The organism is Mycobacterium sp. NTMscope_MAC_12, from assembly GCF_976985675.1.
The window spans coordinates 4,717,600-4,737,511 of the sequence record NZ_CDRJYY010000001.1 but is presented as its reverse complement, the minus strand read 5'-3'; the positions used below and the strand labels follow the sequence as shown (position 1 = coordinate 4,737,511).

At 65.8% G+C, this 19,912-nt stretch carries 19 protein-coding genes; 12 read left to right on the top strand and 7 right to left on the bottom strand.

Features of this window, described 5'->3' with window-relative positions; genetic code table 11:
• Nucleotides 1-75 precede the first annotated feature (75 nt).
• Both AC0KS4_RS21935 and AC0KS4_RS21930 read left to right on the top strand, forming a co-directional pair.
• Nucleotides 76-624, top strand: a complete 549-nt coding sequence (locus tag AC0KS4_RS21935; RefSeq protein ID WP_225328388.1) for an MmpS family transport accessory protein — start codon at nt 76-78, stop codon at nt 622-624.
• Nucleotides 621-3,551: an MMPL/RND family transporter gene (locus AC0KS4_RS21930; protein WP_225328387.1), complete on the top strand. Its 2,931-nt coding sequence runs from the start codon at nt 621-623 to the stop codon at nt 3,549-3,551. Before AC0KS4_RS21935 ends, AC0KS4_RS21930 begins: the two co-directional genes overlap by 4 nt.
• A gap of 105 nt (nt 3,552-3,656) precedes the next feature.
• On the opposite strand, the gene AC0KS4_RS21925 is transcribed toward AC0KS4_RS21930, so the two are convergent.
• From AC0KS4_RS21925 to AC0KS4_RS21910, 4 genes are all read right to left on the bottom strand, one after another.
• Nucleotides 3,657-4,109, bottom strand: a complete 453-nt coding sequence (locus AC0KS4_RS21925) for a DUF5078 domain-containing protein (protein WP_225328386.1) — start codon at nt 4,107-4,109, stop codon at nt 3,657-3,659.
• A 79-nt stretch (nt 4,110-4,188) separates the two neighbouring features.
• On the bottom strand, nt 4,189-5,094 hold the full coding sequence (locus AC0KS4_RS21920; protein ID WP_238956931.1) for a crotonase/enoyl-CoA hydratase family protein: 906 nt from the start codon (nt 5,092-5,094) through the stop codon (nt 4,189-4,191).
• Between the two features lie 2 nt (nt 5,095-5,096).
• Complete coding sequence (locus AC0KS4_RS21915; protein ID WP_225328384.1) at nt 5,097-5,423, bottom strand: macro domain-containing protein; 327 nt, start codon at nt 5,421-5,423, stop codon at nt 5,097-5,099.
• 10 nt (nt 5,424-5,433) lie between these two features.
• On the bottom strand, nt 5,434-7,536 hold the full coding sequence (locus AC0KS4_RS21910; protein ID WP_238956930.1) for a prolyl oligopeptidase family serine peptidase: 2,103 nt from the start codon (nt 7,534-7,536) through the stop codon (nt 5,434-5,436).
• 66 nt (nt 7,537-7,602) lie between these two features.
• Between AC0KS4_RS21910 and exaC the strand changes: the two genes are divergently transcribed.
• Genes exaC through AC0KS4_RS21880 form a run of 6 tightly spaced genes read left to right on the top strand, consistent with a single transcriptional unit; the run spans nt 7,603 to nt 12,266 of the window.
• Nucleotides 7,603-9,126 carry an acetaldehyde dehydrogenase ExaC gene (gene exaC, locus AC0KS4_RS21905; protein WP_238956929.1) on the top strand — a complete coding sequence of 508 codons (1,524 nt, stop codon included), beginning with the start codon at nt 7,603-7,605 and terminating at the stop codon, nt 9,124-9,126.
• 28 nt (nt 9,127-9,154) lie between these two features.
• Nucleotides 9,155-9,661 carry a DUF779 domain-containing protein gene (locus AC0KS4_RS21900; protein ID WP_238956928.1) on the top strand — a complete coding sequence of 169 codons (507 nt, stop codon included), beginning with the start codon at nt 9,155-9,157 and terminating at the stop codon, nt 9,659-9,661.
• 19 nt (nt 9,662-9,680) lie between these two features.
• A complete protein-coding gene (locus AC0KS4_RS21895) occupies nt 9,681-9,959 on the top strand; it encodes a putative holin (RefSeq protein ID WP_225328380.1) in 279 nt (92 codons plus the stop codon).
• The gene (locus AC0KS4_RS21890; protein ID WP_238956927.1) at nt 9,952-10,530 is read left to right on the top strand and encodes a hypothetical protein; all 579 of its coding nucleotides are present in this window, start codon (nt 9,952-9,954) and stop codon (nt 10,528-10,530) included. Before AC0KS4_RS21895 ends, AC0KS4_RS21890 begins: the two co-directional genes overlap by 8 nt.
• Nucleotides 10,531-10,579: 49 nt before the next feature.
• Entirely contained in the window at nt 10,580-11,977 is a 1,398-nt protein-coding gene (lpdA, locus tag AC0KS4_RS21885) for a dihydrolipoyl dehydrogenase (RefSeq protein ID WP_225328378.1), read from the top strand.
• A gap of 7 nt (nt 11,978-11,984) precedes the next feature.
• A complete protein-coding gene (locus AC0KS4_RS21880; protein WP_225328377.1) occupies nt 11,985-12,266 on the top strand; it encodes a hypothetical protein in 282 nt (93 codons plus the stop codon).
• Here AC0KS4_RS21880 and AC0KS4_RS21875 read toward each other — a convergent pair.
• Together AC0KS4_RS21875 and ramB are read right to left on the bottom strand one after the other, a co-directional pair.
• Nucleotides 12,261-12,830 carry a carboxymuconolactone decarboxylase family protein gene (locus tag AC0KS4_RS21875; RefSeq protein ID WP_225328376.1) on the bottom strand — a complete coding sequence of 190 codons (570 nt, stop codon included), beginning with the start codon at nt 12,828-12,830 and terminating at the stop codon, nt 12,261-12,263. The genes AC0KS4_RS21880 and AC0KS4_RS21875 overlap by 6 nt on opposite strands.
• The gene (gene ramB / locus AC0KS4_RS21870) at nt 12,827-14,242 is read right to left on the bottom strand and encodes an acetate metabolism transcriptional regulator RamB (RefSeq protein ID WP_225328375.1); all 1,416 of its coding nucleotides are present in this window, start codon (nt 14,240-14,242) and stop codon (nt 12,827-12,829) included. The genes AC0KS4_RS21875 and ramB overlap by 4 nt, the downstream gene beginning before the upstream one ends.
• Nucleotides 14,243-14,412: 170 nt before the next feature.
• On the opposite strand from ramB, the gene AC0KS4_RS21865 reads away from it, so the two are divergent.
• The 4 genes from AC0KS4_RS21865 to AC0KS4_RS21850 all read left to right on the top strand — a co-directional run bounded on the left by AC0KS4_RS21865 (nt 14,413) and on the right by AC0KS4_RS21850 (nt 18,829).
• Entirely contained in the window at nt 14,413-15,210 is a 798-nt protein-coding gene (locus tag AC0KS4_RS21865) for an acyl-[acyl-carrier-protein] thioesterase (RefSeq protein WP_238956926.1), read from the top strand.
• 269 nt (nt 15,211-15,479) lie between these two features.
• Nucleotides 15,480-16,766 carry an isocitrate lyase gene (aceA, locus tag AC0KS4_RS21860; protein WP_202376737.1) on the top strand — a complete coding sequence of 429 codons (1,287 nt, stop codon included), beginning with the start codon at nt 15,480-15,482 and terminating at the stop codon, nt 16,764-16,766.
• Between the two features lie 241 nt (nt 16,767-17,007).
• A complete protein-coding gene (locus AC0KS4_RS21855; RefSeq protein WP_225328373.1) occupies nt 17,008-17,871 on the top strand; it encodes a 3-hydroxybutyryl-CoA dehydrogenase in 864 nt (287 codons plus the stop codon).
• A gap of 97 nt (nt 17,872-17,968) precedes the next feature.
• The gene (locus AC0KS4_RS21850) at nt 17,969-18,829 is read left to right on the top strand and encodes a cyclopropane mycolic acid synthase family methyltransferase (protein WP_225328372.1); all 861 of its coding nucleotides are present in this window, start codon (nt 17,969-17,971) and stop codon (nt 18,827-18,829) included.
• 60 nt (nt 18,830-18,889) lie between these two features.
• Here the strand turns inward: AC0KS4_RS21850 and pcaA are convergent, their stop codons facing one another.
• A complete protein-coding gene (gene pcaA / locus AC0KS4_RS21845; RefSeq protein WP_225328371.1) occupies nt 18,890-19,753 on the bottom strand; it encodes a cyclopropane mycolic acid synthase PcaA in 864 nt (287 codons plus the stop codon).
• Nucleotides 19,754-19,912 lie beyond the last annotated feature (159 nt).

Here is a 19,912-nt window from a genome sequence, read left to right as displayed (position 1 = left end):
CTCAGGAAGGGGGCCGGTAGCGCTGTGGCTTGGCGAACTGCAACCGGTGAACACGGGAAGGACTTGGAGCGCCCAGTGACGACGACTGAGTCAAGGACGGAGCCGCTCCAGCAGCAGGGCTCCGCCGGCGGGGAGGGCAAAGAGGTCGCTCCGCAGCGCGGCAGGAAACAGGGGCTCTTGGCGCGTTTCTGGCTGGTCCTCACGATCGCGGCTGTCGTCGCGCTGTCGGGATTCGTCGTATACCGATTGCACGGCATCTTCGGCGTTCACCGCGGTTCGTTCGGTGGTGGCACCTCGGGCGAGGTCCTCGACGAGTTCAACGCCAAGACGATCACGCTGCAGGTCTGGGGCCCACCGGGCAGCACGGCAACCATCAACTACCTCGACGAAAACTCCCATCCGCAGCAGGCCCTCAACGTGCCCTTGCCGTGGAGCAAAGTATTGAGTTCAACGAAACCCGGCATCCCGGCAAACCTGGTGGCGCAAGGAGACGGCAGTTGGATCGCCTGCCAGTTCGTGGTGAACAAGCACGACGGGAGCGGTGACGTCATCAAGACTCCGAACCGCTCAGATCCCAACCAAACCGTGAACGCCTTCGTCTATTGCCTGGACAAGTCCGCATGAGCGAGCCGGGCGAGGTTCCGCCGCGCGTCGATCAGCCGCTGATCCCGCCGTTCCTGCCGCGAATGATCCATCGGCTGGCCCTGCCGATCGTCCTGGTGTGGTTGGGCATCGTGTTCGTCACCAACACCGTGGCCCCGCAGCTGGAGGTCGTCGCCAAAACCCACTCGGTGTCGATGAGTCCGACTGACGCGGCATCCTTTCAGTCGATGATGCGCGTGGGATCGACGTTCAAAGAGTTCAACTCCGACAACTCCGCCATGATCTTGCTGGAGGGCGACAAGCCACTCGGGGCCGACGCGCACCGCTACTACGACGAGATCGTCAGGCGCATCGAGCAGGACAAGAAACACGTTCAGCACGTCCAGGATTTCTGGAGTGATCCGCTGACGGCGGCGGGTTCCCAGAGCCACGATCAAAAGGCCGCGTACGTCCAGGTTTACCTCGCCGGCAACATGGGCGGCGGGCTGGCGAACGAGTCCGCCGCGGCCCTCCGCAAGATCGTGGACTCGGTGCCCGCGCCGCCGGGAATCAAGGCATATGTCACCGGCGCGGGTCCGCTGTTCGCCGATCAGTCCCACGCGGGTGAGAAGGGCGTCGCGAAGGTCACGCTCGTCACCTTCCTGGTGATCATCCTGATGCTGCTGTTCGTGTACCGGTCGGTGAGCACCGTGCTGATCATGCTGGCCATGGTGTTCATCGAGCTGGCAGCGGCCCGCGGTGTCGTCGCGACGCTCGGTAACTACGGCGTCATGGGGCTGTCGACGTTCGCCAACAACATGCTGGTGCTGATGGCGATCGCCGCCGGGACGGATTACGCGATCTTCGTGGTCGGCCGCTATCACGAGGCCCGCGGTCTGGGCGAGACCCGCGAACAGGCGTTCTACACCATGTTCCACAGCACCGCGCATGTCGTGCTGGGATCGGGGCTGACCATCGCCGGCGCGATGTACTGCCTGAGCTTCACCCGGCTGCCGTACTTCCAGTCGCTGGGGGTGCCGTGCGCGGTCGGCATGCTGGTCGCGGTGCTCGCGGCGTTGACGCTGGCTCCGGCGATACTGACGGTGGCGTCGTTCTTCAAGCTCATGGACCCGAAGCGCAGCCTGCAGACCCGGGGCTGGCGTCGGATGGGCACCGCGGTCGTCCGCTGGCCCGCACCGGTACTCGCGGTGACCATCGCGGTCGCGTTGGTGGGTCTGCTCGCCCTGCCCGGTTACAAGACGGACTACGACAACCGCCACTTTTTGCCGGCGGACACCCCGGCCAATGTCGGTTATGCCGCCGCGGACCGGCACTTCGACCAGGCTCGGCTCAATCCGGAGCTGTTGATGATCGAGACCGATCACGACCTGCGTAACCCGGCCGACTTCATCGTCCTGGACAAGGTCGCCAAGGCGGTCTTCCACATCCCCGGTATCGGCAGGGTGCAGACCATCACCCGGCCGTTGGGCACGCCGCTCGACCACAGCACCCTCGGTTTCCAGATGGGCGCGCAGGCCGCGGGGCGGATCCAGACCCAGCACTACCAAGAGGAGCAGGCGAACAATCTGCTCAAGCAGGCGGACGAGCTGCACAAGACGATGGCGACGCTGCATGAGCAGATGCAGGTGACCCAGGATCTCAGCAACACGACACACGAGACCACCAAGCTCACCAAAGAAACCGTGGAGATCACCGAGAGGTTGCGCGACGACATCGCCAACTTCGACGACTTCCTCCGGCCGATCCGCAGCTACTTCTACTGGGAGAAGCACTGTTACGACATCCCGGCGTGCTGGGCACTCCGGTCGGTTTTCAACGCGCTCGACGGCATCGACCAGGTGGCCCAGAACATCGTGAACCTGAGCGCGAACCTCGACAAGCTGGACAAGATTCAGCCCAAGCTGGTGGCGCTGATACCGCCGCAGATCGAGAGCCAGCAGCGCAACCTCGACACCATCATGTCGAACTATGCGATCACCCAGGGTCTAAACGAACAGGCGAAAGCGCAGTCCGACAACGCCACCGCGCAGGGCGACGCCTTCGACAAAGCGAAGAACGACGACACGTTCTACCTTCCGCCGGAGGCGTTCAAGAGCCCGGATTTCGCGCGGGGTCTCAAACAGTTCATCTCGCCGAACGGGCACGCCGTCCGGCTGATCATCTCCCATGAAGGCGACCCGGCGACTCCGGAAGGCATCAACCACATCGAGCCGATCAAGCAGGCCGTGCACGAGGCGATCAAGGGCACGCCCTGGGAGGGCGCCAAGGTTTACCTCGGCGGCACCGCCGCGACGTACAAGGACATGCACGACGGCTCCGACATCGACCTGCTGATCGCCGGAATCGCCGCGGCCACTTTGATTTTCGTCATCATGCTGGTGATCACCCGAAGCGTCGTGGCGGCCGTCGTGATCGTCGGGACGGTGTTGCTGTCGCTGGGCGCCTCATTCGGACTCTCCGTGCTCTTATGGCAGTACATCCTGGGTATGAAATTGCACTGGATGGTGCTGGCGATGGCGGTCATCCTGCTGCTGGCGGTCGGCTCGGACTACAACCTGCTGCTGATATCGCGGTTCAAAGAGGAAATCCACGCCGGGCTCAAAACCGGGACGATCCGCGCGATGGCCGGTTCGGGCTCGGTGGTGACCTCCGCCGGCCTGGTGTTCGCCGCCACCATGGCCACGTTCATGTTCAGCCCGCTGCTGGTGATGGCCCAGGTGGGTACGACGATCGCGCTGGGTCTCCTGTTCGACACCTTGATCGTGCGGTCGTTCATGACACCGTCGCTGGCCACCCTGCTCGGGCGTTGGTTCTGGTGGCCGCAGCACGTGCGGCCACGGCCGGCCAGCACCATGCTGCGCCCGTACGGGCCGCGTCGTGCCGTGCGCGAGCTGATCCTCAACGACGTCGAGGAGCACCCGGCGGGCGGACTGGTACAGCCGCGCTGACGGGGCCGCCGGTTCACATTTCGCGAAAATGTAACTGCCGACGCCTTCCTCGTGGGAAACGCGTCGGCAGTTGCAGTCTCGCGGGCCGTCAGGCGGCCATGTGGATTACGACCAGTTCCACACCGACATGTCGCCGGGCGGGTATGTGTTGCAGATGTCGGTGGCCTTGGCGACCACGCCCTTGTTGTTCCAGAAGATCTTCATGTGGTTGGGCCAGGCCAGCCACAGCGGATCGGACTGTGGCGCATAGAAGTTCTCGGAGTAGTTCCGGCGGTCCGCCGGTGACAACGCGTAGAACCAGTGGGCCTTGTCGATGGCGGCCTGGTTCACGTTGGGGTGGTTGTTGAAGTCGATCATGTAGCGCTGGTAGTACACCGGGCTGGTGTCCCGGGTTGCCGCCAGGATCTGCTCGGCGTCGCACGTGGTGTTGATCATTCGGCGGGGGATCGGGAAATCCTCCGTGGAGTCGGCTACCGCGGTCGACGGGAAGATCGCAGCGGTAACACCCAGAGCAAGGAACGCGGCGCCTGCACGCAGGCCAGTACTCAGCCGAGACATAGCCGTTACGGTAGCACTTTTTGGCCCGACGCGGATATTTCCCAGCTCACTGCCAGCGGATCCCTAGCCTGGCTCAGTATCAGTCCCGATCAGGGACGATGACGTGCGAGGGGTCTGGCCGCAGCTCCGGCGGGGCCTGGCTGTAGTCCCCGAACGGGCCGTCGCGGCGCGCGACGGCGGCCCGCACGCCCTCTGTCTCGGCGGCCTTGATGAAGCCCAGGGCCTCGGGCGTATTGCGCATCAGGCCGTCGAGGATGCCGCCGAGCGTCTGGGTAGAGGCCAGGCCCATGTTCTCGTAGGCCTGGTTGACGATCAGCTTCTGCGCCTGCAGCTGCGACAAGGGGATCTGCGCCAGCTCGGCGGCGATCTCGGCCACCCGCGCTTCGAGGCGCTCGAAGGGCACCGCCTCGTTGATCAACTCGATCTCGGCGGCCTGCACGCCGGTCAGGGGCCGGCCGGTCAGCGAGTGCCACTTCACCTTGGCCAGGCTCAGCCGGTAGAGCCACATCCCGGTCAGGTACGCGCCCCACATCCTGCTGTAGGGGGTGCCGATCACGGCGTCCTCGCTGGCGATGACGAGATCGGCGCACAGCGCGTAGTCGCTGGCCCCGCCCACGCACCAGCCGTGCACCTGGGCGATCACCAGTTTTGACGCCCGCCAGATGGCCATGAACTTTTGCGTCGGTCCGGTCTCGCGGGAGCTGACCATCGCGAAGTCCTTGCCGGGGTCCCATTTCCCGTCGCTCATCATGGACTCGCCCCAGTGCTGGAATCCGCCGCCGAAGTCGTAGCCGCCGGAAAACGCCCGGCCCGCCCCGCGCAGCACGATGACCTTGACGGACGGGTCCCGCTCGGCCAGGCCGACGGCGGCCTCGATCTCGTCGGGCATGGGCGGCACGATCGTGTTCAGCTGCTCGGGCCGGTTCAGCGTGATGGTGGCGACCGGGCCGTCCGCCTTGTACAGGACTGTCTCGAAGTCGGGCATCGCTAGCCCTCCTCGGTGGGCGGGTCGGCCTCGCGGTTTTCCGGCGAGGAGGCGTAGATCCGCCCGCCGATCTTCAGGTACGGGGTGGTGAGGTAGGCCGAGAACGCGACGATGGCCGAGAAGATCGCCGCCACGACGACGCCGTTGGGCCACAGCTGACCGGTCCCGATCGCGAAGCAGACGATGCCGATGATCGCGGTCGCCCAGTAAAACCTCCGGCCGGCGCGGCGATGCTTTACGAAGCGGTACCGCGCCTGCGCCGCCGAGGCCAGGATGAAGATCAGTCCCGTCGCCAGCAGGGTGAGTTCGATGCGTTGGATCGCTGACACGTCGACGATCCTATGGCCGCGCGAGCATTTGCCACAGGAACGAGTAGGTCAGCGCCGACTTGAACGCGACCTGCTCGTTGTCGGCGGCGCCGGCGTGGCCGCCCTCGATGTTCTCGTAGTAGAACACCGGCTGGCCCGCCGCCTCGAGCGCCGCCGTCATCTTGCGGGCGTGGCCCGGGTGCACCCGGTCATCGCGGGTCGACGTGGTGATCAGCACCGGCGGGTACCGGCGCGTCGCCGAAATGTTTTGGTACGGCGAGTATTCGGCGATGAACTCCCAGTCGTCGGGATTGTCCGGGTCCCCGTATTCGGCCACCCACGAGGCGCCGGCGAGCAACAGGTGATAGCGCTTCATGTCCAGCAGCGGCACGCTGCACACCAGCGCGCCGAATTTCTCCGGGTACCGGGTCAGCATGATGCCCATCAGCAGGCCGCCGTTGCTGCCGCCCTGCGCCCCGAGCTGCTCGACCGTGGTGATGCCGCGGTCCACCAAATCGGTTGCCACGGCGGCGAAGTCCTCGGCAACCTTGTGCCGCCCCTCGCGTATCGCCTGGGTGTGCCAGCCGGGACCGTATTCGCCGCCGCCGCGGATGTTGGCCAGCACGTACGTGCCGCCGCGGGCCAGCCACAGCCTGCCGAGCACGCCGCTGTAACCGGGAGTGTTCGACGATTCGAATCCGCCGTAGCCGTAGAGCAGGGTGGGCGCCGGCGCATCGGACGCCGGGCCGCCGGGCCGCACCACGAAGTAGGGGATCGGCGTGCCGTCCTGCGACTTCACGAAATGCTGTGCCACGGAGATGTTTTCGGCGTCGAAGAACGCCGGGGCGGACTTGAGCGGCTCGAGGGCCCCGTCGTCGGTGCCCCGCATCAGCCGGGACGGAGAGTCGAATCCGCTGGAATCCAGGAAGAACTCGTCGCCGGTGTCGTCGGCGGAGACGACGACGGTGTTGGTGGCGGCGGGAATCCCGGCCACCGGTTCGCGGCGCCAGCCCCCCCGTGACGATCGCAAGCGCGGCGGAGCCGGGCGCAGCGGGTCGTCACGCGATGGCGGCGTGGCGATCTCGACGCGGCTGGCCACGTCGAGGAGCGAGACGATCAACAGCCGGTCGCGGGTCCACGCGTAGTGGTTGAGCGCGGTGTGCTCGTCGGGTTCGAAGACGACTTGCAATTGCGCTGTGCCGGCGAGGAATTCCTCGTAGTCGGCGGCCAGCAGCGATCCGGCGCGATAGGTCGTGTCGCCGAAGAACCAGTCACTGCGCAACTCGACCAGCAGCCATTCGCGGTGCAGGCTGACGCTGGCGTCGGTGGGGGTGTCGATGCGGATGAGTTCCGGGCCGCGCAGCTCGTAGAGCTCTTCGTTCCAGAAGTCCAGGGCCCGGCCGATCAGGGTGCGTTCGAAACCGGGAATCCGGCTGGCGCTGGCCGCCACGTTCACGTCGGAACGGGCGCCCTCGAAGACGGTTTCGGCCTCGGCCAGGGGCGTGCCTCGGCGCCACCGCTTGACCACCCGCGGATAGCCGGACTCGGTGAGGCTGTCTGCGCCGAAGTCGGTGCCGACCAGGACGGTGTCGGGATCCTCCCAGCTGACCTGCGACTTGGCTTCCGGCAGGTCGAAGCCGTCTTTCACGAATTCCCTTGTCAGCATATCGAATTCGCGCACGATGGAGGCGTCCGAACCGCCGCGGGAGAGGCTGATCAGCGCCCGGGTGTACTCGGGGTAGATGACGGCGGCGCCGGCCCACACCCATTTCTCGCCGTCGGCCCGGCCCAGTTCGTCGACGTCGATCAGCACGTCCCACTCGGGGGCGTCGGTGCGGTAACTGTCCAGCGTGGTGCGCCGCCACAGCCCGCGGGGGTTGGCGGCGTCGCGCCAGAAGTTGTAGAGGTACTCGCCGCGGCGCACCACGTAGGGGATGCGGGCGTCGGTGTCGAGCACCTCGAGCGCCTCGGTGCGCATCCGCTCGAAATCGGTGTCGCGGAAGCGCGCGAGCGTCGGCTCGTTGCGCGCGCGCACCCAATCCAGCGCGTCGTCACCGGTGACGTCCTCGAGCCAGAGGTAGGGGTCTTGGCCGTCTTGCGGGTCGGTGCGCGCTTGCGGCGTGATGGAAGCCATGGAAGCCATTGTGGCCGCGGCGGTACTGTGAGGTGTATTACACAGCCGAATGAGGAGTGAGAGCAGATGACTGTTTTCGCACGTCCAGGTTCTGCCGGGGCGTTGATGTCGTATGAGTCTCGCTACGAGAACTTCATCGGGGGGCAGTGGGTTCCGCCGGCGCGGGGGCGCTACTTCGAGAACCCGACACCGGTCACCGGCCAGACGTTCTGCGAGGTCGCCCGCTCGGATGAGGCCGACGTCGACAAGGCGCTCGACGCCGCCCACGCGGCCGCGCCGGCGTGGGGCAAGACGGCGCCGGCCGAGCGGGCCGCGATCCTGAACAAGATCGCCGACCGCATCGACGAACACACCGCCGCGCTGGCGGTGGCCGAGGTCTGGGACAACGGCAAGCCGATCCGCGAGGCGCTGGCCGCCGACATTCCCTTGGCGGCCGACCACTTCCGGTATTTCGCCGCGGCGCTGCGCGCGCAGGAGGGCTCGCTGAGCCAGATCGACGACGACACCGTCGCCTACCACTTCCACGAGCCGCTCGGCGTGGTCGGGCAGATCATCCCGTGGAACTTCCCCATCCTGATGGGTGCCTGGAAACTGGCGCCCGCGCTGGCGGCGGGCAACGCGGTGGTGCTCAAACCCGCTGAGCAGACACCGGTTTCGGTGCTCTACCTGATGTCGCTGATCGGCGACCTGCTGCCGCCCGGGGTGATCAACGTCGTCAGCGGGTTCGGCGCCGAGGCCGGCAAGCCGCTGGCGTCGAGCAACCGGATCGCCAAGATCGCGTTCACCGGCGAGACCACCACCGGGCGACTGATCATGCAGTACGCGTCGCAGAACCTGATCCCGGTCACCCTGGAACTCGGGGGCAAGAGCCCCAACATCTTCTTCGCCGACGTGATGGCCAAGGCCGACGACTATCAGGACAAGGCGCTGGAGGGCTTCACGATGTTCGCCCTCAACCAGGGCGAGGTGTGCACCTGCCCGTCGCGCAGCCTGGTCCAGGCCGACATCTACGACGAATTCCTGGAGCTGGCCGCGATCCGCACCAAGGCGGTCCGGCAGGGCGACCCGCTGGACTCCGAGACCATGCTGGGATCGCAGGCGTCCAACGACCAGCTCGAAAAGGTGTTGTCCTACATCGAAATCGGCAAGGACGAGGGCGCCAAGGTGATCACCGGCGGCGAGCGCGCCGAGCTCGGCGGTGACCTGTCCGGCGGCTTCTACATGCAACCCACGATCCTGGGCGGCGATAACACGATGCGCGTCTTCCAGGAGGAGATCTTCGGGCCGGTGGTGGCGGTGACGTCGTTCTCCGATTACGACGACGCCATCTCGATCGCCAACGACACCCTCTACGGCCTGGGCGCGGGGGTGTGGAGCCGCGACGGCAACACCGCCTACCGGGCCGGCCGCGACATCCAGGCCGGCCGGGTGTGGGTGAACTGCTACCACGTCTATCCCGCCCACGCGGCGTTCGGCGGCTACAAGCAGTCCGGCATCGGCCGGGAGAACCACAAGATGATGCTCGACCACTACCAGCAGACCAAGAACATGCTGGTGTCCTACTCCGAAAAGGCGCAAGGGTTCTTCTGACGCGCCGGCGACGATGCAGAGCGAAGCGATGAGGAGGAGCGGCGCCAAGGGTCTCGCGCCACCAGGAGTGGCCATCACCGCCCCGGCCGCCGAGGTGCTCACGCGGCTGCAGGCGGCGCACGGGCCGGTGATGTTTCACCAGTCCGGCGGCTGCTGCGACGGGTCGTCGCCGATGTGTTATCCGCTCGGCGACTTCCTCGTCGGCGATCGCGACGTCCTGCTGGGCGTGCTCGACGTCGGGTCCGACGGGGTGCCGGTGTGGATTTCGGGCCCGCAATACGCCGCCCACTATCGCGACAAGCACACCCAGTTGGTGATCGACGTGGTGCCCGGTCGCGGTGGCGGGTTCAGTCTCGAGGCGCCCGACGGCGTCCGGTTCCTGTCCCGCGGTCGCGTTTTCACGGCAGCAGAACAGGCGTCTTTGGCCGGCGTGCCGGTCATCACGGGCGCGGGTTACGAGCGTGGTGAACGCCCTGCGACACGGGGTCCGGTGGTGGCCGACGCGGGCGCGCAGACATGCCCTGAGCCTCGGTAACCGCAGTACAGTCGAGAAAGTGATTCCCCTGCCCCGTCCCTGGTTACTGGCCGGCGCCATGCTGATCGGAAGCGCGGTCGGGGCACTGGCGTGCGTGGCGTACACCGTGGTGGTCCACGCCAGCGTCCGCCCGGACATCGCGATCGCGTCGGTGGTCGGCGTCCCCGGCGTCGTCGGGCTGACGATGATCCTGTTTTCCGGGCGCCGCTGGGTCACCGCACTGGGGGCGTTCATCCTGGCGGTGGCGCCGGGCTGGTTCGGTGTGCTCGTCGCGTTGCGGGTGACCGCCGGTGCCTGACGACAAGGACGCGGCGAGCCCCGGGACCGAGGCCTTCGTGCCGGACTTCTCCGACGATGACGACCAGGCCGAGGACACCGGCACGCAATCGTGGGTCCCCGACTTCGATTCCGACTCCGACTCCGACGAGGAGGCCGAGGACACCGGCGGGCGGCCCGCCGCAACCGAACCCGAGTCCGAGGAGCCCGAACCCGAGGTTCCCGCGGGGCCCGTCGGCCCGGTGCAGTCGGTGACCGTCCCCGGTCGCTACCTCTACGTCAAGTGGTGGAAGTTGGCCCTGCTGCTCCTCGGTGTCTGGGCCGCCGCGGCCGTGGTCGGGCTGGGTCTGTTCTCGTGGTGGTACAACTCGGTCGACAAGACCCCGGCGCTGTTCGCGGTGCTGGTCTACGTGTCGCTGTGCGTGGTCGGCGCCGTGATGCTCGCGATGGTGCACGGCAGGCCACTGGTTTCGGCGCTGTCGGTGGCGGTGCTGTCCGGGCCGTTCGCCGCCGTGGCCGGCGCGGCGCCGTTGTACGGCTATTACTACTGCGAGCGAGTGGGCCACTGTCTCGTCGGCGTCATTCCCTATTGAGGCCTCGCCCGGGCGGCCACCAGGGGCCCTGGCCCACTAGGGTGGGCTCGTGACTTCTCACTATGACGTCGTCGTCCTCGGGGCCGGTCCAGGCGGATATGTCGCGGCCATTCGCGCCGCACAACTGGGGCTTTCCACCGCGGTTGTCGAGCCGAAGTACTGGGGTGGGGTCTGCCTCAACGTCGGCTGCATTCCGTCCAAGGCGCTGCTGCGCAATGCCGAGCTCGCGCACATCTTCACCAAAGAGGCCAAGACCTTTGGCATCAGCGGCGAGGCGACCTTCGACTACGGGGTCGCCTTCGACCGCAGCCGCAAGGTGGCCGAGGGCCGCGTCGCCGGCGTGCACTTCCTGATGAAGAAGAACAAGATCACCGAGATTCACGGCTACGGCCGGTTCACCGACGCCAACACCATGTCGGTCGAGCTCAACGACGGCGGCACCGAGACCGTCACGTTCGACAACGCCATCATCGCGACCGGCAGCAGCACCCGGCTGGTTCCGGGCACCTCGCTGTCGGCCAACGTGGTCACCTACGAAGAGCAGATCCTGTCCCGCGAGCTGCCGGAGTCGATCGTTATCGCCGGCGCCGGTGCCATCGGCATGGAGTTCGGCTACGTGCTGCGCAACTACGGCGTCGAGGTGACCATCGTGGAGTTCCTGCCGCGCGCGCTGCCCAACGAGGACGCCGAGGTGTCCAAGGAAATCGAGAAGCAGTTCAAGAAGCTGGGCGTCAAGATCCTCACCGGAACCAAGGTCGAGTCGATCTCCGACAACGGTGCCGAAGTGACGGTGGTCGTCAGCAAGGACGGCAACACCCAAGAGCTCAAGGCCGCGAAGGTGTTGCAGGCCATCGGGTTTGCGCCCAACGTCGAGGGCTTCGGCCTGGAGGCGGCCGGGGTCGCGCTGACCGACCGCAAGGCCATCGGCATCACCGACTACATGCGCACCAACATCGAGCACATCTACGCCATCGGCGACGTCACCGGCAAGCTGCAGCTGGCCCACGTGGCCGAGGCCCAGGGCGTGGTGGCGGCCGAAACCATCGCCGGCGCAGAGACTTTGGCGCTCGGCGACTACCGGATGATGCCGCGCGCGACGTTCTGCCAGCCCAACGTCGCCAGCTTCGGCCTCACCGAGGAGCAGGCCCGCGACGAAGGCTACGACGTGGTGGTGGCGAAGTTCCCGTTCACCGCGAACGCCAAGGCCCACGGTGTGGGCGACCCCAGCGGGTTCGTCAAGCTGATCGCCGACTCCAAATACGGTGAGCTGCTGGGCGGACACCTGGTGGGCCACGACGTCTCCGAGCTGCTGCCGGAGCTGACGCTGGCGCAGAAGTGGGATCTGACCGCCACCGAGCTGGCCCGCAACGTGCACACCCACCCGACCATGTCCGAGGCGCTGCAGGAATGCTTCCACGGCCTGACCGGACACATGATCAATTTCTGAGTCGCGCATGATTCGCACCGTCACGCCTCAGACGATCGCGGGCGCCCTCGGTGGCCTGGCGACCGGTTATGTCGTGTGGTTGCTGGGCATTTCGACCGGGGACAACGCGACGGCGGGCCAGTGGGGCCCGCTGGTGCTGCTCGCATCGGTGGTGCTGGGAATCGGCGCCGGCATCTGGGGCGTCTGGCAGCGCCGGCGCGGGAGGCGGGCCCGGGCCGCGTTCGCCTTCGCGCTGCCGGTGCTTCCCGTGGTCCTGACGCTGGCTATCCTCGCCGACGTCTACCTATAGCTCGCGCGGATTGTCCAACGGAATCTCGAGCGTGGCCATTGTCGCGGCGAGCCCGTCGTATTGGCTTGCCAGCAAGCAGAATTCGATGAGCTGCCGCCGATCCAGGTGGGTCGCCAGCTGGCGCCAGGTGGCGTCGGTGACGGCCCGGTCCTTGACGAACTCGTCCGTCGCCGCCAGCAGCGCCTGCTGACGCACGGTCAGGCGCCCCTCGACCGGGTCCAGCCGCTCGGGCCACGCGAAGATCGCGGCCTGCACGTCCGCGTCCAGCCCGGCCGCCCGCGCCATCCGGCGATGGTGCTGCAGTTCGTATTCGCACCCCCGCAGGTGCCCGACCCGCAGGATCACCAACTCGGTGTCGACGGTCGGGAGCTTGCCGCGCAGCAGCCGGCCCCCGTAGGCCAGCCACGTCCAGAACAGCAACTGGCGCTGGCCCAGGGTGGTGAACAGGTGCATCTCCGGGGCGCGCACGGTGCGCGCGCCCAGCTTCGCGATCACCCAGTTGATCGGTCCCAGTTGGCGGAATCGTCCCGGCGGGATGCGGCCCTCGGCGGGTGGGTGGCTCACGGTTGCGTCACCAGGTAGGGGGACACGGTGCTGCGATGCTCGTCGAGGTCGAGCGCGCGTCCGAGCGCCGGGAAGGCGCGCTGCGGGCAGTTGTCGCGTTCGCAGACCCGGCAGCCCGCGCCGATCGGTGTGGAGATTTCCCCCGACAAGTCGAGTCCTTCCGAGTAGACGAGCCGGTGCGCGTGGCGAAGCTCGCAGCCCAAGCCGATCGCGAAGGTCTTACCGGGCTGACCATACCGGGCCGCGCGGCGTTCCACGGTGCGGGCCACCCACATGTAGTTGCGGCCGTCGGGCATCTGGGCGATCTGGACCAGGATCTTGCCCGGGTTGGCGAACGTCTCGTAGACGTTCCACAGCGGGCAGGTGCCGCCGCTGGAGGAGAAGTGAAAACCGGTGGCGGACTGGCGTTTTGACATGTTTCCGGCGCGGTCGACCCGGACGAACGAGAACGGCACCCCGCGCATTGACGGGCGCTGCATCGTCGAGAGCCGGTGCGCGATGGTCTCGTAGCTGATCGAGTAGAACGAGGACAACCGCTCGACGTCATAGCGGAAATTCTCTGCGACGTCGTGGAATTGGCGGTAGGGGAGCACGGCGGCCGCGGCGAAGTAGTTGGCCAGACCGAGCCGGGCCAGCGTGTGCGACTCGTCGCTGGTGAACTTGCCCTGCGCGACCAGGTCATCGATCAGATCACCGAACTCGAGATAGGCCAGTTCGGCGGCCATCTTGAACACCTGCTGCCCCAGCGAGAGGTGGTTGCTGATTTCCAGGGTCTTGGTGGCGGGGTCGTAGCGGTGCAGCACGGTGTCGCCGAGATCGATGCGCCGGTTGATGTGCACCCCGTGTACCTCGGTGAGCCGGCGGGTCAACTCCCGGGCCAGATCGCCGTGGTGCAACCGCATTTTGATGGTGAGGTCCTCGGCGGCGGTGTCCAGCTCGTGCAGGTAGTTCTGCCGTTGGTAGAAGTAGTCGCGCACTTCCTCGTGCGGCATGGTGATCGACCCGCTGCCGCTGCCGTCGGAGTACCGCTCCTCGGTGGCGGCCGCCAGCTGCGCCGTGGTGATCCGGTAGCGGCGGTGCAGGTTGACCACCGCCCGCGCCAACCCGGGATGAGCGCTGACCATCTCGGCGACCTCGGTCGGGTCGACGTCGATGTCCAGGTCCCGGTCCATGGTGACCTCGCGCAGCTCGGCGACCAGCCGGGTGTCGTCCTGCGACGAGAAGAACGTGGCGTCCACCCCGAACACCTCGCTGATGCGCAGCAGCACGGCCACCGTCAGCGGGCGAACGTCATGCTCGATCTGATTGAGGTAGCTGGGGGAAATCTCCAGCATCTGAGCCAGCGCGGCCTGGGAAAACCCGCGCTCGTTGCGCAGCTGGCGGACCCGCGAGCCGACGAACGTCTTGGACACTTCACCGAGGTTACCGGGCCTTGTGAAGACATGGTTCGCAGAGTTGGCAGCCGGCCTGGCGCGTCGCGATTGGTGTTCGCCGCGCCTCGTTGGCATTATTCGACCGGGACCCTGGGCCTTAACCTGGGGTAACCCCGAGGAATAAACGGGGAACAGCGGGGAGTGTGGCCGTGAGCCTGGATAAACAACTGATGCCGGTGCCCGACGGTCACCCTGACGTTTTCGACCGCCAGTGGCCGTTGCGGGTCGGCGATATCGACCGCACGGGCCGGTTGCGGCTGGACGCCGCGTGCCGCCACATCCAGGACATCGGCCAGGACCAGCTGCGCGAGATGGGTTTCGAGGAGACCCATCCGCTGTGGATCGTCCGGCGCACCATGATCGACCTGATCCGGCCGGTCGAGTTCAGCGACATGCTGCGGATGCGCAGGTGGTGCTCGGGCACCTCCAATCGGTGGTGCGAGATGCGGGTCCGCATCGACGGCAAGCGCAGCAGCGGGCTCATCGAGTCCGAGGCCTTCTGGATCAACATCAACCGGGAAACCCAGATGCCCTCGCGCATCGCCGACGACTTCCTGGCGGGCCTGCACAAGACGACGTCGGTGGATCGGTTGCGGTGGAGGTCCTATCTGAAGCCGGGCGGCCGGGACGACGCGACCGAGATCCACGAGTTTCCCGTCCGGGTCACCGACATCGACCTGTTCGACCACATGAACAACTCGGTGTACTGGAGCGTGGTCGAGGACTACCTGGCCTCGCACACCGAGCTGATGCGGGCGCCGTTGCGCATCACGATCGAGCACGAGGCGCCGGTGGCGCTGGGCGACAAGCTGGAGATCATTTCGCACGTTCACCCCGCCGGATCCACCGAGCAATTCGGTCCCGGCCTGGCCGACCGCGCTGTTACAACGCTCACATACGCCGTCGGTGACGAGACGAAAGCCGTCGCCGCGATCTTTGCTCGCTAACGGGACAAGCGTCCCGGTTAAATTGCGCGGTGACCTGCGGCTTTGGGGTTACTGACGGGTAGCTTCTGAAACGGTTAAGTTAGTTAGCAACTTAGCAAGCTTCGCAAATTCACGCGTTCCCGTTACTGAAATTGGCAACTTAAACGGGTGGACCGCCCCCCTTGAGCTGTGCCATCTTCGAGTTAGCACACCAGTGAAGTTGAGCCACTAGCTACCGCCGGTGAGGCGTTCAGCAACTCAGTAGTGAAGATCGTGAAGGAGCATGCCCAATGTCTGTCGTTGGCACCCCCAAGAGCGCCGAACAGATCCAGAAGGACTGGGACACCAACCCGCGGTGGAAGGATGTCACCCGCACCTACAGCGCCAAGGACGTCGTCGCCCTGCAGGGCACCGTCGTCGAGGAGGCCACCCTGGCCCGCCGCGGCGCCGAGGTGCTGTGGGAGCAGCTCCACGATCTCGAATACATCAACGCCCTCGGCGCGCTGACCGGCAACATGGCCGTCCAGCAGGTGCGTGCCGGCCTCAAGGCCATCTACCTGTCCGGTTGGCAGGTCGCCGGTGACGCGAACCTGTCCGGGCACACCTACCCCGACCAGAGCCTCTACCCGGCCAACTCGGTGCCGCAGGTGGTCCGCCGGATCAACAACGCGCTGCTGCGCGCCGACGAGATCGCCAAGGTCGAGGGCGACACCTCGGTGAAGAACTGGCTGGCGCCCATCGTCGCCGACGGTGAGGCCGGTTTCGGTGGCGCGCTCAACGTCTACGAGCTGCAGAAGGCCATGATCGCGGCCGGTGTCGCGGGCTCGCACTGGGAGGACCAGCTGGCTTCGGAGAAGAAGTGTGGTCACCTGGGCGGCAAGGTGCTGATCCCGACCCAGCAGCACATCCGCACCCTGACCTCGGCCCGACTGGCCGCCGACGTGTGCGACGTTCCGACCGTCGTCATCGCCCGGACCGACGCCGAGGCGGCCACGCTGATCACCTCCGACGTCGACGAGCGCGACCAGCCGTTCATCACCGGTGAGCGCACCAAGGAGGGCTTCTACCGGGTCCGCAACGGCCTGGAGCCCTGCATCGCGCGGGCCAAGGCGTATGCGCCGTACTCCGACCTGATCTGGATGGAGACCGGTACTCCGGATCTCGAGCTGGCCGCCAAGTTCGCCGAGGGCGTCAAGTCCGAGTTCCCCGACCAGATGCTGGCCTACAACTGCTCGCCGTCGTTCAACTGGAAGAAGCACCTTGACGACTCCACCATCGCGAAGTTCCAAAAGGAGCTTGGCGCAATGGGATTCAAGTTCCAGTTCATCACGCTGGCCGGCTTCCACGCCCTGAACTACTCGATGTTCGATCTGGCCTACGGCTACGCCCGCAACCAGATGAGCGCCTACGTCGAGCTGCAGGAGCGCGAGTTCGCCGCCGAGGAGCGTGGCTACACCGCGACCAAGCACCAGCGCGAGGTGGGTGCCGGTTACTTCGACCGCATCGCCACCACGGTCGACCCGACCTCGTCGACCACCGCGCTGACCGGCTCCACCGAAGAGGGCCAGTTTCACTGAGATTGAGCGGCGCATGCCGCGAGGACGAAGTGAAACCGACGGCTCGAGTCACTGAGATTGAGCGGCCCGCAAGCGCCGAGCGTGCACCTGTGGCGAGAATTCGGCCGAATTTTCGCGCTGAGTACACGCTCGTCGTACCGAGAATGAGATGAAGTAGCGTAGGCCCCGCCCAGCCAATCCTGGGCGGGGCCTATTGCGGTGCAATGCGATACGTTCACCGCAGAGAACCGGAGAGAATTCAGTGAGTGACGCAGCGATTCAGCGAGTAGGGGTAGTCGGGGCCGGCCAGATGGGGTCCGGCATCGCCGAGGTTTCGGTCCGCGCCGACGTCGACGTGACGGTGTTCGAGACCACCGAGGCCCTCATCACGGCGGGACGCAACCGCATCGTCAAGTCGCTCGAGCGCGGCGTCAGCGCCGGCAAGGTCACCGAGCGCGAACGCGACCGCGCGCTGAGCAAGCTCACCTTCACCACAGACCTGAAGGACCTCGCCGACCGTCAACTGGTCATCGAAGCGATCATCGAAGACGACGCCGTCAAGGCGCAGGTTTTCGCCGAACTCGACCGGGTGATCACCGATCCCGACGCGGTGCTGGCGTCCAACACCTCGAGCATCCCGATCATGAAGATCGCCGCGGCCACCAAGAACCCGCAACGCGTGCTGGGTCTGCACTTTTTCAACCCGGTCCCGGTGCTGCCGCTGGTCGAGCTGGTCAGCACGCTGGTCACCGACGAAGCCGCCGCCGCCCGCACCGAGGAATTCGCGAGCGCGGTCCTGGGCAAGCAGGTGGTGCGCTGCTCGGACCGGTCGGGATTCGTGGTGAACGCCTTGCTGGTGCCGTACCTGCTGTCGGCGATCCGTATGGTGGAGGCTGGCTTCGCCACCGTCGAAGACGTGGACAAAGCCGTGGTGGCCGGACTGTCACACCCGATGGGCCCGTTGCGCCTGTCCGACCTGGTCGGCCTGGACACCTTGAAACTGATCGCCGACAAGATGTTCGAGGAGTTCAAGGAGCCGCACTATGGGCCGCCGCCGCTGTTGCTGCGGATGGTGGAGGCCGGCCGGCTGGGCAAGAAAACGGGTCAGGGCTTTTACCGGTACTGACCGATCCGATGGCATACCGCGAGGTGGCTGACACTGCCTGCTGCTAACCGTCGGCTAATATGCTCGCGTTGAATAGGACGAAAGGTATGTACCGAGGATGACGAGGCTCGAGCCGTATTACGAGGAGTCGCAGTCAATCTACGACGTCTCGGACGAATTTTTCGCATTGTTTCTCGACCCCACCATGGGCTACACGTGCGCCTACTTCGAGCGCGACGACATGACCCTCGAAGAGGCCCAGATTGCAAAATTCGACTTGGCGCTGGGAAAGCTGAACCTCGAGCCCGGGATGACGCTGCTGGACATCGGCTGCGGTTGGGGCGGCGCGCTCAAACGGGCCGTCGAGAAATACGACGTCAACGTCATCGGAATCACGCTGAGCCGCAACCAATTCGAGTACAGCAAAAAATTGCTGTCCGGATTGCCGACGGACCGCAACATCGAGGTGCGCCTGCAGGGCTGGGAAGAGTTCGAGGACAAGGTCGACCGGATCGTGACGATCGGCGCCTTCGAGGCGTTCAAAATGGAACGCTATCCCGCATTTTTCGACATCGCCTACGACGTCCTTCCCGACGACGGCCGGATGCTTTTGCACACGATTCTGATGTATCAGTGGCAGCAATATCCCGAGCTCGGCGTCACGTTGACGATGAGCGATATTCGATTCGCGCGATTCATCGGCCAGGAGATCTTCCCCGGCGGGCAGCTGCCGGCGCAGGAAGACATTTTCAAGTTCGGCGAGGCGGCGGGCTTTTCGGTCGAGCGGGTGCAGTTGCTGCAGCAGCATTACGCGCGGACCCTCAACATCTGGGCGGCCAATCTGGAAGCCAACAAGGACAAGGCGATCGCCATCCAGTCCCAAGAGGTCTACGACAAATACATGCACTATCTGACCGGGTGCGAGAATTTCTTCCGCAAGGGCATCAGCAACGTGGGGCAATTCACGTTGGTCAAATAGGACAGTCAAGTCAGCCCCGAACGGCGATCCGTTCGGGGCTGATTGTTTCCGTCGATCGGGTTACTTCTCCATCGTGAACTGATTGACGTCGGTGTACCCGTCGCGGAACAGCTCGGCGCAGCCGGTCAGGTACTTCATATACCGGTCGTAAACCTCTTGGGACTGGATGGCGAGCGCCTGCTCCCGATTCGCCTCGAGCGCCGCGGCCCACAGGTCCAGCGTCCTCGCGTAGTGCAGCCGCAGCGACTGGACGCGGGTGAGCTCGAAACCCACGGTGACCCCGTACTCGCCGACGGTCTGCGGCGTCGGGAGCCAGCCCCCCGGGAAGATCTCGGCCAGGATGAATTTCGAGAACTCGACGATCTCGCGGGTCAGGTTCAGACCCTTCGCCCGCGCATCCTTGAAGGACGGCCGAACGATGGTGTGCAGCAACATGATTCCGCCGGGCGGCAGCGCGTTGTAGGCCATCTTGAAGAAGCGCCCGTAGCGCTGGCGGCCGAAGTGCTCGAACGCGCCGATCGAGACGATGCGGTCCACCGGCTCGTGGAACTTCTCCCAGCCCTCCAGCAGCACCCGACGGGTGCGGGTGGTGTCCATCTGGTCGAAGGACTTCTGCACGTGCTCGGCCTGGTTCTCCGACAGCGTCAGGCCCACGACGTTGACGTCGTAGCGCTCGATGGCCCGCCGCATGGTGGCACCCCAGCCGCAACCGATGTCCAGCAGCGTCATCCCGGGCTCGAGCTTCAGCTTGCCCAGCGCCAGATCGATCTTGGCGAGCTGCGCCTCTTCCAGGGTCATGTCGTCGCGTTCGAAGTAGGCGCAGCTGTAGGTCTGGGTGGGGTCCAGGAATAGGCGGAAGAAATCGTCAGACAAGTCATAATGGGCTTGCACGTTTCCGAAATGCGGCGTGAGCTGCACAGACATGTCGTCATGGGCCTTTCTTGTTGCGGGGGGCAGGGCCGAACGGCCGAACAGATACCCCGCTTCGTCCCCCGACGCTCTCCTGCATGCTAGCGCCTGAATCTGATGAAGTCGTAGACCCCGGGGCGCGTGCCAGCCTCACATAAGCGGGCGCGATTCCGA